This is a genomic window from Rhodopseudomonas sp. G2_2311 (genome assembly GCF_047501505.1).
GTDB lineage: Bacteria > Pseudomonadota > Alphaproteobacteria > Rhizobiales > Xanthobacteraceae > Rhodopseudomonas > Rhodopseudomonas palustris_H.
Genome location: NZ_JAZDRK010000005.1, coordinates 41234 through 53836, shown reverse-complemented (window position 1 = coordinate 53836; position 12603 = coordinate 41234). Strand labels below are relative to the sequence as shown.

Annotated in this window: 12 protein-coding genes; 9 read left to right on the top strand and 3 right to left on the bottom strand. The window is 66.5% G+C overall.

From position 1 onward, the window contains the following. Window positions 1-2: 2 nt before the first annotated feature. From VRZ08_RS10280 to VRZ08_RS10260, 5 genes are all read left to right on the top strand, one after another. Window positions 3-1151: an ATP phosphoribosyltransferase regulatory subunit gene (locus VRZ08_RS10280; protein WP_414532482.1), complete on the top strand. Its 1149-nt coding sequence runs from the start codon at window positions 3-5 to the stop codon at window positions 1149-1151. Then, entirely contained in the window at window positions 1148-2125 is a 978-nt protein-coding gene (gene hisG, locus VRZ08_RS10275) for an ATP phosphoribosyltransferase (RefSeq protein WP_414532481.1), read from the top strand. Before VRZ08_RS10280 ends, hisG begins: the two co-directional genes overlap by 4 nt. 92 nt (window positions 2126-2217) lie before the next feature. After that, window positions 2218-3261, top strand: a complete 1044-nt coding sequence (locus VRZ08_RS10270) for a glycosyltransferase family 2 protein (RefSeq protein ID WP_414532480.1) — start codon at window positions 2218-2220, stop codon at window positions 3259-3261. Next, on the top strand, window positions 3258-4151 hold the full coding sequence (locus VRZ08_RS10265) for a ChbG/HpnK family deacetylase (RefSeq protein ID WP_414532479.1): 894 nt from the start codon (window positions 3258-3260) through the stop codon (window positions 4149-4151). The genes VRZ08_RS10270 and VRZ08_RS10265 overlap by 4 nt, the downstream gene beginning before the upstream one ends. A 116-nt stretch (window positions 4152-4267) precedes the next feature. After that, window positions 4268-5113, top strand: coding sequence for a DUF2076 domain-containing protein (locus VRZ08_RS10260; protein WP_414532478.1), 846 nt, complete (start codon window positions 4268-4270; stop codon window positions 5111-5113). Between the two features lie 84 nt (window positions 5114-5197). On the opposite strand, the gene VRZ08_RS10255 is transcribed toward VRZ08_RS10260, so the two are convergent. After that, window positions 5198-5986 (bottom strand): L,D-transpeptidase, encoded by a 789-nt coding sequence (locus VRZ08_RS10255; RefSeq protein WP_414532477.1) that lies wholly within the window; start codon window positions 5984-5986, stop codon window positions 5198-5200. 299 nt (window positions 5987-6285) lie between these two features. Here VRZ08_RS10255 and VRZ08_RS10250 point away from each other — a divergent pair, with 299 nt between their 5' ends. Further along, a complete protein-coding gene (locus tag VRZ08_RS10250; protein WP_107354506.1) occupies window positions 6286-7077 on the top strand; it encodes a protein phosphatase CheZ in 792 nt (263 codons plus the stop codon). Between the two features lie 15 nt (window positions 7078-7092). Here the strand turns inward: VRZ08_RS10250 and VRZ08_RS10245 are convergent, their stop codons facing one another. Together VRZ08_RS10245 and VRZ08_RS10240 are read right to left on the bottom strand one after the other, a co-directional pair. Further along, window positions 7093-8301, bottom strand: coding sequence for an MFS transporter (locus VRZ08_RS10245; RefSeq protein ID WP_263990827.1), 1209 nt, complete (start codon window positions 8299-8301; stop codon window positions 7093-7095). 41 nt (window positions 8302-8342) lie between these two features. Further along, window positions 8343-8858: a hypothetical protein gene (locus tag VRZ08_RS10240; protein WP_107343295.1), complete on the bottom strand. Its 516-nt coding sequence runs from the start codon at window positions 8856-8858 to the stop codon at window positions 8343-8345. A gap of 297 nt (window positions 8859-9155) precedes the next feature. Here VRZ08_RS10240 and groES point away from each other — a divergent pair, with 297 nt between their 5' ends. The 3 genes from groES to VRZ08_RS10225 all read left to right on the top strand — a co-directional run bounded on the left by groES (window position 9156) and on the right by VRZ08_RS10225 (window position 12543). Beyond that, window positions 9156-9452 (top strand): co-chaperone GroES, encoded by a 297-nt coding sequence (groES, locus tag VRZ08_RS10235; RefSeq protein WP_011156705.1) that lies wholly within the window; start codon window positions 9156-9158, stop codon window positions 9450-9452. 39 nt (window positions 9453-9491) lie between these two features. Beyond that, window positions 9492-11135, top strand: a complete 1644-nt coding sequence (groL, locus tag VRZ08_RS10230; RefSeq protein WP_414532476.1) for a chaperonin GroEL — start codon at window positions 9492-9494, stop codon at window positions 11133-11135. A 214-nt stretch (window positions 11136-11349) separates the two neighbouring features. After that, window positions 11350-12543 carry a hypothetical protein gene (locus tag VRZ08_RS10225; protein ID WP_414532551.1) on the top strand — a complete coding sequence of 398 codons (1194 nt, stop codon included), beginning with the start codon at window positions 11350-11352 and terminating at the stop codon, window positions 12541-12543. Window positions 12544-12603: the final 60 nt, after the last annotated feature.

Below are 12603 nucleotides of genomic sequence, written 5' to 3'. Positions count from 1 at the left end.
TCATGACAAAGACCGCCGCCACTCGCGCGACCGGATCCGCCGCGTGGGCGGAGGCGCTGCTGCAATCTTTCGCGGAGGCCGGCTATGCCCAGGCCACACCGCCGATCCTGCAGCCCGCCGAACCGTTCCTTGACCTCTCGGGCGAGGACATCCGCAAGAGCCTCTACCTGACCACCGACGCCAGCGGCGAGGAACTGTGCCTGCGCCCGGACCTGACGATCCCGGTGGCGCGCGACTATCTCGCCTCCAAGGCCGCCGGGCAGCCGGTCGGATTCTGCTACCTCGGCCCGGTGTTCCGCCAGCGTGGCGGCAAGCCGAGTGAATTCCTGCAGGCCGGGATCGAGTCGTTCGGCCGCCAGGATCGCGCCGCGGCCGATGCCGAGATGCTGGCGCTAGCGCTCGGCGCCACCACCGCGCTCGGGGTCAGCGCGGTCGAGGTCCGCACCGGCGACGTCGCGCTGTTCGCCGCGCTGATCGATGCGCTCGATCTGATGCCGGTGTGGCGGCGCCGGCTGATGAAGGATTTTCATCGCAAGGCCAGCCTGGCGCAGGACCTGGAGCGGCTGACGCTCGCACCCTCGACCAGCAACGAATACGAAGGCGTGCTCGCCGCGCTCGCCGGCTCCGACCGCAAGGCGGCGCTGGCGCTGGTCACCGATCTGATGTCGATCGCCGGCGCCACCACGCTCGGCGGCCGCTCGGTGGCGGAGATCGCCGACCGCTTCCTCGAACAATCGACGCTGAAGAGCGGCGCGCTGCCGCGCGACGCGCTCGACAAGATCAAGCGCTTCCTGGCGATCGCCGGCGCGCCGAACGACGCGCTGAAGGCGCTGCGCGCACTCGCCGCCGACGCAAAACTGTCGATCGACGCAGCGATCGACCAGTTCGAAGCGCGGATCGGCTTCATGGCCGGCCGCGGCATCGATCTGTCGAAGGTGCGGTTCTCCACCGCATTCGGCCGCGGCGTCGATTACTACACCGGCTTCGAATTCGAGCTGCACCATGCCGGCAATGGCGACGAGCCCCTGGTCGCCGGCGGCCGCTATGACGGGCTGATGAGCCAGCTCGGCGCAGCCTCGCCGATCCCCGCGGTCGGCTTCTCGATCTGGATCGAGGCGATGAAACAGACCAGCGCCGGAGGTGCCGCATGAGCGCGCCGTTCGTTCTCGCGGTTCCGTCCAAGGGCCGCTTGCAGGAAAACGCCGAAGCGTTCTTTGCCCGCGCCGGGCTGACGCTGAGCAAGCCCGGCGGCGCGCGCGACTATCGCGGCACGATCGCAGGCCTCGACAATGTCGAAGTCGCGTATCTGTCGGCGAGCGAGATCGCCGCCAACCTCGCCCGCGGCTCGGTGCATTTCGGCGTCACCGGCGAGGATCTGGTGCGCGAGAGCATCACCGATGCCGACAAACGCGTGCTGCTGATCGACGGGCTCGGCTTCGGCTATGCCAATGTCGTGGTGGCTGTGCCGCAGGCGTGGATCGACGTCCGCACCATGGCCGATCTCGACGATGTCACCACCGGCTTCCGCGCCCAGCACAACCGGCGGATGCGGGTCGCGACCAAGTACATCAACCTGACGCGCGGCTTCTTCGCCCAACACAACGTCGTCGACTACCGGATCGTCGAGAGCGCCGGCGCGACCGAAGGCGCGCCCGCGGTCGGCACCGCCGAGATGATCGTCGACATTACCACCACCGGCGCGACGCTGGCCGCCAATGGCCTGAAGGTGCTCGACGACGGCGTGATGCTGCGCAGCCAGGCCAACCTCGTCGCCTCGCGCGAAGCCGACTGGTCGGACACTGCGCGCGAAACCGCGCGCGTGATCCTTGATCACATCGCCTCGCGGGCCCGCGCCGGCAAGTACAAGGAAGTCCGCACCCGGTTCAAAGGCTGCAACGACGCGCTGCTGGCCGAGGCGCACAGCCGGTTCGGCGTGGTGTCGCCGTTCGGCGGGCCGACCTCGTCGGGAATGCTGACGCTGCACTGTCCGCCGGCGCAGATTTACGCGCTCGGCAGCTTCCTGCGGCAGCATGGCGCAGACACCGTGTCGGTGGCCGCGTTGGACTACGTGTTCGACAAGGAAAACCCGCTGTTCAGCAAGCTTGCGGCGTTCCTGCCGGAATAACGCCGAGCAGACCGGCGCCGGTGGCGCAGGCGGGTGGAACCACCATATAGTCACGAGACAAACAGGGCCGCGTGCAAGCCGGAAGTCGATCGATGATGCTTGGGAGTGACGTCTCGGGTCTGTCCACCGAAGCGGGTAGCGCCGCGGCGCTGGGCCTGTCCATCGTGGTGCCGGCCTTCAATGAAGCCGGCGGCCTGCAGGCGCTGCACGGCCGGCTGATCACGCTGGCCGCGACGCTGCGCCAGCGCTACGGCCTCGCCTGCGAAGTGGTGTATGTCGACGACGGCAGCTCGGATGCGACGCTGAGCATCGCCCGCAATCTGCCCGCCACCATGCTCGACGTGCAGGTGGTGTCGCTGTCGCGCAATTTCGGCAAGGAAGCCGCCCTGATGGCGGGGCTCGACCACGCCAGCCGCGGTGCCGTGCTGTTCATGGACGGCGACGGCCAGCACGCGCCGGAACTGGTCGAGACGCTGGTGGGGCATTGGATCGAAGACGGCTTCGACGTCGTCTATACGGCCAAGGCGCATCGCGACAACGAGCCGGCGCTGCGCCGCGCCGCGGTGCGCGGCTTTTATGCGCTGATCAATTGGGGCGCGCGGCAGAAGATCCCGGAAGACGCCGGCGACTTCCGCCTGCTGTCGCCGCGCGCCGCCCAGGCGCTGCGGCAGCTTCCCGAACGCAACCGTTTCTTCAAAGGCCTGGCGAGCTGGATCGGCTTCCGCCAGAAGCGGGTCGATTACGAGCCTGAACCGCGCTCGCACGGCTTTTCGACGTTCTCGACCGCGCGGCTGATCGGATTGTCGATCGAAGGACTGACGTCGTTCTCGGTGGCGCCGCTGCGGATCGCCAGCCTGCTCGGCGTGGTGCTGGCGATCAGCGCGTTCCTGTTCGGCCTGTCGATCCTGTGGGAGACCTGGATCGACGGCAAATCGGTGCCCGGCTATCCGTCGATCATCGTCGGGATGATGACGATCGGCGGCGTGCAGTTGCTGATGATCGGCATCGTCGGCGAGTACATCGGCAAGATCCTGTCGGAGATGAAAGCGCGGCCGATCTACTTCGTGGCCGAGCATAGCGTGAAGCGCGCCGACACCAATGCCGGCGATCCGGCCAAGCGGTCCGCCGCAGAATGAGCGAAGCTGGCCAGCGCCGGATCTGGCTGGTCGCCGACGATTACGGCATCAGCCCCGGGGTCAATCGCGCGATCCGCGATCTGATCGAACGCGGCCGCATCAACGCCACCTCGGTGATGATGGTCGGCCCGGCGATCGGACGCGACGATGCAGCCGAGCTGCTCAACGCCGCCGCCGCTAATCCGCATGCGGCGATCGGGCTGCACGCGACCCTGACGGCGCCGTTCGCACCGCTGACGATGCACTATCACCCGCTGCATGGCGGCCAGTTTCTGCCGCTCGGGCGCAAGCTGCGCGGCACGCTGCTGCGCCGACACGACAGCGCGGTGATCGCCACCGAACTCAGCGCCCAGATCGAAGCCTTCACCGACCGATTCGGCCGTCCGCCGGATTACATCGACGGCCATCAGCACGTGCAGCTGTTTCCGCAGGTCCGCGACGCATTCCTGAGCGTCGTGCAGACGCTGGCGCCGCATGCCTGGGTCCGGCAATGCGGCCGCAGTGTGCCGCTGGCGCGGCGGCTCGGCAATCCCAAACCGCTGCTGCTCGACGCGCTCAGCGCACCTTTCCGTAGCCGCGCGGCCCGCTTCGGCATCGCATTCAATTCAGGTTTCGCCGGCGCTTACGACTTCCTGCGCGAGACCGACTTCGACACGCTGATGGGCTCGTTCCTCGACGGCCTGCCCGATGGCGGCCTGGTGATGTGCCATCCCGGCGAGGTCGACGACATCCTGATCAGCCTCGATCCCTTCACCGATCAGCGCGCGCGCGAATACGCGTATCTCGGCGGGGAGCGCTTCCCGGAACTACTTGCAAAACACAACGTCAGCCTCGCTGCGATGCCGCCCCAGGCGCCGGGTCAGGCCGTTTTGTCGCATACAGAAATTTAATCCAGGGCCGGACTTACGGCCGCCTCAAGGTTCCTTAGATTTGACGACACCCGCGCCTGCGATCGCCGCCGGCGAGCGCCGCGGCGCAGGTTCGAGCGATGCTCAGGGAGATCATCATGACGCCGCAGGAACGCCAGCTTGTCGACGATCTGTTCGAACGGCTCGCCCGCCTGGAAGCCACCCCACGCGACCCCGACGCCGCCGCTGCGATTTCGCAAGGACTGCGGATCGCGCCGAATGCGATCTACGGGCTGGTGCAGACCGTGCTGGTCCAGGACGAAGCGCTGAAGCGGGCGCACGAGCGCATCCAGGAACTGGAGTCCGATCACGGCCCGCAGTCGCAGGAGCGCGGCGGTTTTCTCGATTCGATGCGCGACGCCATTTTCGGCCAGGGCCAGGCGCCGCAACGCGGCTCGGTGCCGAACGTCCCGCCGCCCGGCACCGGCAGCCGTCCGGCCTGGAACACCGGGCAGGTGCTTGGCCAGCAATCTGCCGCGCCGCCTTACGGCCAGCCGCAGCAGGCGCCCTATGGTCAGCCGCAGGGCCAGTATGGCGGCCAGGGCGCCTCGCCGTTCGGCGGCGGAGGTGGCGGAGGCGGCTCGTTCCTAGGCACCGCAGCGGCGGCTGCAGCAGGCGTGGTCGGTGGCTCGCTGCTGCTCTCCAGCATCCGCGGCATGATGGGCGGCGGCTCGCACCAGAGCCTCGCCGACCAGGGCGGCCTCGGCAGCGGCCTGCAGAGCCCATGGGGCGGCAGCGACTCCTCGGGCGGCAACCTCGCGCAGCAGGCCGGGCTTGGTGACATCGGTTCACAGCGCGGCGGCGTCGACGACAGCTCGCGCTACGGCATGACGGATCAGAACAACAACGACTACGACCAGGTCGCCGACGCCGGCTACGACCGCGACGACATGGATATGGACTCCGACGATTTCGACGGCGGCGGCGACAGCGACTTCGCTTAAAGCTCTCCAGCGCCCGCCGACGTGCAACGGCCGCCCACTCGGGCGGCCGTTGTCGTGAGCAGGCTCAGTCTTTGCGTCGACCGATCAGATCACCACCACCTTGGTGCCGACGCCGACGCGGCCGTACAGGTCGATGACGTCCTCGTTGCGCATGCGGATGCAGCCGGAGGAGACGTTGGTGCCGATCGTCCACGGCTCGTTGGAGCCATGGATGCGGTACAGGGAGGAGCCGAGATACATCGCCCGCGCGCCGAGCGGATTGGCCGGCCCGCCTTCCATGTGCCGCGGCAGGTCGGGACGGCGCGCCAGCATTTCCTTCGGCGGTGTCCACGCCGGCCATTCGCGCTTGGCGGTGATCGTCTTCACACCCGACCAGGTGAATCCGGGACGGCCAACGCCGACGCCGTAGCGCAGCGCCTTGCCCTCGCCCTGCACCAGGTAGAGGAACTTGTTCGGGGTATCGATCACGATCGTGCCGGCTTTTTCGCCGCCATGGTAATCAACAAGTTGCTTTTCGTAGCGCGGATCGAACTCGGGATGGGCCGGCTCGATCGCCGCTTCCTGCTCCTGCATCAGCTGCGGAGCGGTCGGCGCGACGTACTCTCGGCGTTGTTCATAGGCCGGCTCACGCTGATAATACCGCGAGGACGGCGGCGGAGCGCCATCGCTGAACAGGAATTCGATGAAGCCGCCGCCGAGATTCGGGCGGTCGGCATAGGCGGTGCGCACCCGAGCCGGAGGGGCGGGCTGCGGCTCGGCATAGACCACCGTCGGCTCCGGGCTCGATGAAATTTCGTAAGCGACGGCGGGATGATAGCCAGCGGCGAGACAGGACACGCTGGTCAGCAACGCGAGGGTAGTTTTGTTGAACATCGACGTACTCTGCACCGTTTCGTCGTGGACTCGCCGAAATTTGCGGCGGTGAACGCAACGGATCAGAAACCAAAACCGGATCGGTTTGGTAAACGCGAGCGGCAAACGGATTCACCATGACGCTCTGAACGCCCATTCCTGAGATCAGCGTTTATTTTTGATGAATGCCGCTGCGCCATGGTTAACAGTGCGTTCGCTCGTCCTATTACTTAGCGAAAATGCAGGTTCCGATCCGCAACGCACCGTTAAACAGATGCCGCTACGACAAGCCGGTGCCTTGAACTGGGATCAACCGACCGATGTCCTTCCAACGCAAGCGTTTCCGCATTGAAGAACTTACGCTCGGCGCAGCGCCGATGCTCGCACCGATCGAATTCGAAGCGGGTCCGACTAATCGCGACCTGATGGCGGAGCTACGCGCGATCCGAGCCCAGATCGTCAACGGCGTCCATCCTGCGCCCGCCACCGGCGAGTCAGGTACCAACAAAGAAATCGACGCTTCGCTCGCGGCGGAAGCCGCCGAGACCAAGGCGCTGCTGGCGAGCTACAAGGCTCAGGTCGAGCAGTGCGAGAAGCTGAAGATCGAACTCGATCTGATCCACAACGCGATCGATCAGACCAAGCGCGAAATCGCCGTGCTGCACTCCAAGAGCTTCAGCGGCGAGGAGATGGCCAAGGTCAACGGTGAGCTCGGCGCGGTCGTCGGCGGCACCGAGGAAGCCACGCAGCAGATCCTCGAAGCTGCGGAAGCGATCGATCAGGCCGCCACCGCGCTCGGCAAGGTCAACTCGGCCGATCAGCAGCAGGCGCTCAGCGAAGAAATCCAGGAGCGGGTGATCTCGATCTTCGAGGCCTGCAACTTCCAGGACCTCACCGGCCAGCGCATCAGCAAGGTGATGAACACGATGAAGTTCATCGAGCATCACATCGTGCAGATGATGGAGATCTGGGGCGGCGTCGACGAGATCAAGGCACACGCGCCTGCGGTGGTCGACAACCGCGACGACGACGCCAAGCTGCTCAACGGCCCGCGTGCGCTCGGCGAAGACGGCCACGCCTCGCAGGACGACATCGACGCGATGTTCAACTGATCGCCGGCTGCCGCCTCAGCGCCGCTCGGCGGCGCGTGGCGGCTGCAGCGCCAGGAAACATCCCAGCGTCGCCAGGGCGCACACCATCCCGACCTCGATCACGGTGGCGTCGGAAAACCGCTCCACCGCCGCCGCTACGATGAACGGCGCCGACGCCTGCACGAACAGCGCAGGCCGCGCGATCCGGCCGATCACCCGGCCATAGCCCTGCGCTCCGAACATCAACAACGGCAGGCTGCCGCGCGCGATCGTCATCACGCCATTGGCGGCGCCGAACGCCACGCAGAACACGCCGGCGACCAGCACCGACGGGCCGGCAAACGCCAGCATCGCGAACGAACAGGCCATCAGCGTCACCGCCCCGCGCGCAATCCAGAGCGGATGTGTCCGGCCGGCGAGCAGGAAGTCCGCCAGCCGGGCCGCGACCTGCGACGGGCCGAACAGCGCGCCGAGCGTCACCACGGTGCCGGCATCAAGGCCGCCGCGCTGAAACATCGCCAGCAGGTTCGACGTCACCCCGGACAGCATCAAGGCGTAGATCGCGAAGGCGGTCGCGATCAGCACGAACGGGCGCCCCTCCGGGCGCAGCGGCTCCGCAGGCATCAGATGCGGGTTCGGGCTGGGTGCAACGACCGACGGCGCGGCCTTGCGCGGCAGCACCAAGCCATGCAACGGCGCGACCACGCAGGCCAGCACCGCCGCGAAGGCGAAATAGGTGCCGCGCCAGCCGACAGCGTCGAGCAGCAGATGGGTCGCCGGCCAGCCGACGGTCGAGGCGAAGCCGCCCGCGAAGGTGACGAAGGTGATCTGCCGCCGGGCGGTGGTGCCGAACAGCCGCGCCAGCGTGGCGAACGCCGGATCGTACAGCGTCGAGGCCATCGCGACACCGAGCAGCGCCCAGCCGACGAAATACACCGGCCACAGGTCGATGCCGGCGATCAGCACCATGCCGAGCGCGCCGACTAATGCTCCCGGCGCCATCACCACGTTGCCGCCGTGGCGGTCGATCAGACCGCCAATGACCGGCGATAGGATGCCGGAGATCACCAGGGCCAGCGAAAACCCGGACATCCCGAACGCCAGCGACCAGCCGTGCGCCGCGGCGAGATGCGGCATGGTCAAGACCGGCGGATAGATCAGCATGCCCCAGCACAAAATCTGGGTGACCGCCAAAACGCCGACCGCGCGCTCCGGTCCGGACACCAGTCTGCGCAGTCCGCTCATCGGGTCATGGAATCAGATCGGCCCTGGAGATTTGGCAGAGGTCAGGCGCGCGGTGCGCAGCGGACATAGACCATGTTGCCGTAGCGGGTGGCGGCGTCCTTGTCGACGAAGCGGGTGATCATCACGCGGCCGTCGAACGACACGATCTCGCGATCCTGCTCGCCAATCGGACCGGCCGGACCGATATAGTTCTTGCCGCTTTGCGAACCCTTCAGCCGCAGCTCCTGCGGGGTGGCCTGGTCGGCCAGATGCATGATCACGCCGCCGGTCGGACCGGCACCGATCACGTAAGGATTCTTGCATTGCGCGACCGCGGCCTTTTCGGTGCGGGCCCGGTCGGACGGATTGAGATACGACGCGAGGCCCCAGCGGCCGACGATTTCTTCCGAGCGGATGGTGGCGGGCAGTTCCGGCGGCGCCGCCGGCTCCTGCACTGCAGCCGGCTGCGAACCGCCAAGGCTGAAGCCACCGATGCTGCCGCACGCGCCGAGCCCCAGCGCCATCAGCGACGCCATGCCCAGATTGAGCGACGCGCGTGCGTTGCGTGAATTGACCATGATTTCTCCCCGAGCAAACGCCCCGTTCGCCCCGACCCCACACAACCGCAAAATGCCGCAGCAGGCAATGCGGTCGCGCCGATGAACAGTGTCCCGTCCGGCGGACGGAGCATCTTACACCGGCATCACCAAGCCCTTAAGCCCGTCAGCTTGACAGGAACAGCAGCAGGCCATATTCCCGGGCGCACAATTAGCACTCTTGCAGTACGACTGCCAACACGCGGACACGAATACGAGCCGCGATCACGAACCGGCACTCGAACGCCAAAGCCCCTCCAGCAACACACAGGATAGCCCATGGCTAAAATCAATTTTCGTCCTCTCCATGACCGCGTCGTCGTGAAGCGGATCGATGCCGAGACCAAGACCAAGGGCGGCATCATCATCCCGGACTCCGCCAAGGAGAAGCCGCAGGAAGGTCAGGTGATCGCCGTCGGCCCGGGCGGCCGCGACGAGACCGGCAAGCTGACCCCGATCGACGTCAAGGTCGGCGATCGCGTGCTGTTCGGCAAGTGGTCGGGCACCGAGATCAAGCTGGACGGCGAAGAACTCCTGATCATGAAGGAGTCGGACATCATGGGCGTGGTCGGCTAAGCCGCATCGCGACAGCATCGAGACATCAGGAGCGAATGAATGGCAGCCAAGGACGTCAAGTTTTCCGGTGAGGCCCGCGACCGCATGCTGCGCGGCGTGGACGTGCTCGCCAACGCCGTGAAGGTCACGCTCGGTCCGAAGGGCCGGAACGTGCTGATCGAGAAGAGCTTCGGTGCCCCGCGCATCACCAAGGACGGCGTCACCGTCGCCAAGGAAGTGGAGCTCGAGGACAAGTTCGAGAACATGGGCGCGCAGATGGTGCGCGAGGTGGCCTCGAAGACCAACGACCTCGCCGGCGACGGCACCACCACCGCCACCGTGCTGGCCCAGGCGATCGTCCGTGAAGGCGCCAAGGCCGTTGCGGCCGGCATGAACCCGATGGACCTGAAGCGCGGCATCGAGATCGCGGTCGCGGCCGTGGTCAAGGACATCCAGAAGCGTGCCAAGCCGGTCGCCTCCTCGGCTGAAATCGCCCAGGTCGGCACCATCTCGGCCAACGGCGACGCGCCGATCGGCAAGATGATCGCCCAGGCGATGCAGAAGGTCGGCAACGAGGGCGTCATCACGGTCGAAGAGAACAAGTCGCTCGAGACCGAAGTCGACATCGTCGAAGGCATGAAGTTCGACCGCGGCTATCTGTCGCCGTACTTCGTCACCAACGCCGAGAAGATGACCGTCGAACTCGACGACGCCTACATCCTGCTGCACGAGAAGAAGCTCTCGGGCCTGCAGTCGATGCTGCCGGTGCTCGAAGCGGTGGTGCAGTCGGGTAAGCCCCTGCTGATCATCGCCGAGGACGTCGAAGGCGAAGCGCTGGCGACCCTGGTGGTCAACCGCCTGCGCGGCGGCCTCAAGGTTTCGGCCGTCAAGGCGCCGGGCTTCGGCGATCGCCGCAAGGCGATGCTGGAAGACATCGCGATCCTGACCGGCGGTCAGCTGATCTCGGAAGACCTCGGCATCAAGCTCGAGACCGTGACGCTGAAGATGCTCGGCCGCGCCAAGAAGGTGGTGATCGACAAGGAGAACACCACGATCGTCGGCGGCGCCGGCAAGAAGCCGGAGATCGAAGCCCGCGTTTCGCAGATCAAGGCGCAGATCGAGGAGACCTCCTCGGACTACGACCGTGAGAAGCTGCAGGAGCGTCTGGCCAAGCTCGCCGGCGGCGTCGCGGTGATCCGCGTCGGCGGCGCGACCGAGGTCGAAGTCAAGGAGAAGAAGGACCGTGTCGAGGACGCGCTCAACGCGACCCGCGCTGCGGTTCAGGAAGGCATCGTGCCGGGCGGCGGCGTCGCCCTGCTGCGCGCCAAGAAGGCCGTCGGCCGCATCAACAACGACAATGCCGACGTTCAGGCCGGCATCAACATCGTGTTGAAGGCGCTGGAAGCTCCGATCCGCCAGATCTCCGAGAACGCCGGTGTCGAAGGCTCGATCGTGGTCGGCAAGATCCTCGAGAACAAGTCCGAGACCTTCGGTTTCGACGCCCAGAGCGAGGACTATGTCGACATGCTCGCCAAGGGCATCGTCGATCCGGCCAAGGTCGTGCGCACCGCGCTGCAGGACGCCTCGTCGGTCGCCTCACTGCTGGTCACCACCGAAGCGATGGTCGCCGAGCTGCCGAAAGCCGAGGCCCCGGCAATGCCGGCCGGCGGTGGCATGGGCGGTATGGGCGGCATGGGCTTCTAAGCCCGCGCCCGTCGCACTGAAGATCGATCACGCAAGGCCGCCTCCGGGCGGCCTTGTTTTTTGGCGACGCAGCTCGCGCGCCTTGGTTCGGATGCAATTCGAATCGACTAGAGCATTTCCGGCTCTGACGCGTTGTGTCCCGGCGAACCGTTGTCCACTCGGCTCCCAAAAAGCTCTAGGTTCGATGCAGCCTGATTCTCGCGAGGTTCACGTGATGCGCGCATTCCTGTTCAGCCTGCTGGCGCTGCTGCCGGCGACCGATGTCGCCCTGGCCCAGAGCAAGTCCGCCACGAAATCGGCAGCGCCGCCGGCCAACGAGACGCGCTATTTCACCGCCATCGACGGCTTCATGGACGGCGCCGACGTCATCCTGAAGGAAAAGCGTCAGGGCAAGACGGTCACCTCGGCCGAGCTCGACGTCTGCTATTCGCCGTCGAAGACTTCCGACCGCCGCGACCGCTTCGTCGTCACCTTAACCCCGAACGGCCAGGCCCTGACCGGAACGACGCAGACGCTCGGCGGCAAGGCGCCGGTGTCGGTCAGCCTGCAGCAGCGGCCCAATGGCGAGACGTTCGACTTCAAAGGCGTGATCGGGATCGGAACCGCCACGCACGAGATCACCTCGACCGACAATGCCGATCTCAGCGAAAAGGAATTCCAGGAGAACCAGTCGTCCGACGACAGCATCGCGCAGGCGCCGAAGGACTTCACCGCGGTGTCGCCGGAAGCCGTCGGGGTTCGCGTCGCGCTCGAAGGCGCTTCGGATTTCCTGAAGACGCTGAAGACCGAGAACGTCGAAGTGTCGCTGTCGAGCCTCAGCATCGGCTGCGATGCGCTGCGCGCCGGCAAGCTGGTGATCAACCTCACGGTCGATCCGGAACGCGCCGCCGCGGTGATCGCCAAGGCCAAGGCGTTCCCCGGCATCGCCGCGGCCGGCTGGACCAACGGCATCGTCGACATGGACCGCACCATCCTGTTCCCGGCGGCGGGCTGGCGCGACGGTGGCAAGCTCAATCGCGAGAAGATCGCCAATACCGTCACCGCCATCCTGTCGCAGACACTGGAGGCCAAGCTCGCCTCGGCGGTGTGGGATGACGCGAGCGGCAAGCTGAAGATGACCTTCAAGCGGCCGAGCGAGACCTTCCCGGCGCTGCAGCTCACCGAGGTGATCACGGTCGAGGCACTGGTCAGCGCCGACAAGCCGGGCGGCACCGACAAGCTGATGCTGTGGCTCGGCAATGCCAGCGACACCACGGTCGACGAGAATGCGCCGCCGCGGCTCGGCCTCAACGACGACGCTCCCGGCGAAGAGGAAGGCGAACCGCGCCCCGATGGCGGCGCCGTCGCAGCCCTCGCCAAGGAGCTCAAGGGCCAGCGCTGGGATTCCGAAAGCTCGACCTGGCAATAGCGCGCCGCAAGCGCCCAGGATCGGCCGTCGCCAGATCATGGAACCGCGATTTGACATGCC

What these genes read in the sequence shown, in the direction of transcription:
- VRZ08_RS10280 (WP_414532482.1), top strand. Translation starts at nt 3, where the DNA reads ATGACAAAGACCGCCGCCACTCGCGCGACCGGATCCGCCGCGTGGGCG.
- hisG (WP_414532481.1), top strand. Translation starts at nt 1,148, where the DNA reads ATGAGCGCGCCGTTCGTTCTCGCGGTTCCGTCCAAGGGCCGCTTGCAG.
- VRZ08_RS10270 (WP_414532480.1), top strand. Translation starts at nt 2,218, where the DNA reads ATGATGCTTGGGAGTGACGTCTCGGGTCTGTCCACCGAAGCGGGTAGC.
- VRZ08_RS10265 (WP_414532479.1), top strand. Translation starts at nt 3,258, where the DNA reads ATGAGCGAAGCTGGCCAGCGCCGGATCTGGCTGGTCGCCGACGATTAC.
- VRZ08_RS10260 (WP_414532478.1), top strand. Translation starts at nt 4,268, where the DNA reads ATGACGCCGCAGGAACGCCAGCTTGTCGACGATCTGTTCGAACGGCTC.
- VRZ08_RS10255 (WP_414532477.1), bottom strand. Translation starts at nt 5,986, where the DNA reads ATGTTCAACAAAACTACCCTCGCGTTGCTGACCAGCGTGTCCTGTCTC.
- VRZ08_RS10250 (WP_107354506.1), top strand. Translation starts at nt 6,286, where the DNA reads ATGTCCTTCCAACGCAAGCGTTTCCGCATTGAAGAACTTACGCTCGGC.
- VRZ08_RS10245 (WP_263990827.1), bottom strand. Translation starts at nt 8,301, where the DNA reads ATGAGCGGACTGCGCAGACTGGTGTCCGGACCGGAGCGCGCGGTCGGC.
- VRZ08_RS10240 (WP_107343295.1), bottom strand. Translation starts at nt 8,858, where the DNA reads ATGGTCAATTCACGCAACGCACGCGCGTCGCTCAATCTGGGCATGGCG.
- groES (WP_011156705.1), top strand. Translation starts at nt 9,156, where the DNA reads ATGGCTAAAATCAATTTTCGTCCTCTCCATGACCGCGTCGTCGTGAAG.
- groL (WP_414532476.1), top strand. Translation starts at nt 9,492, where the DNA reads ATGGCAGCCAAGGACGTCAAGTTTTCCGGTGAGGCCCGCGACCGCATG.
- VRZ08_RS10225 (WP_414532551.1), top strand. Translation starts at nt 11,350, where the DNA reads ATGCGCGCATTCCTGTTCAGCCTGCTGGCGCTGCTGCCGGCGACCGAT.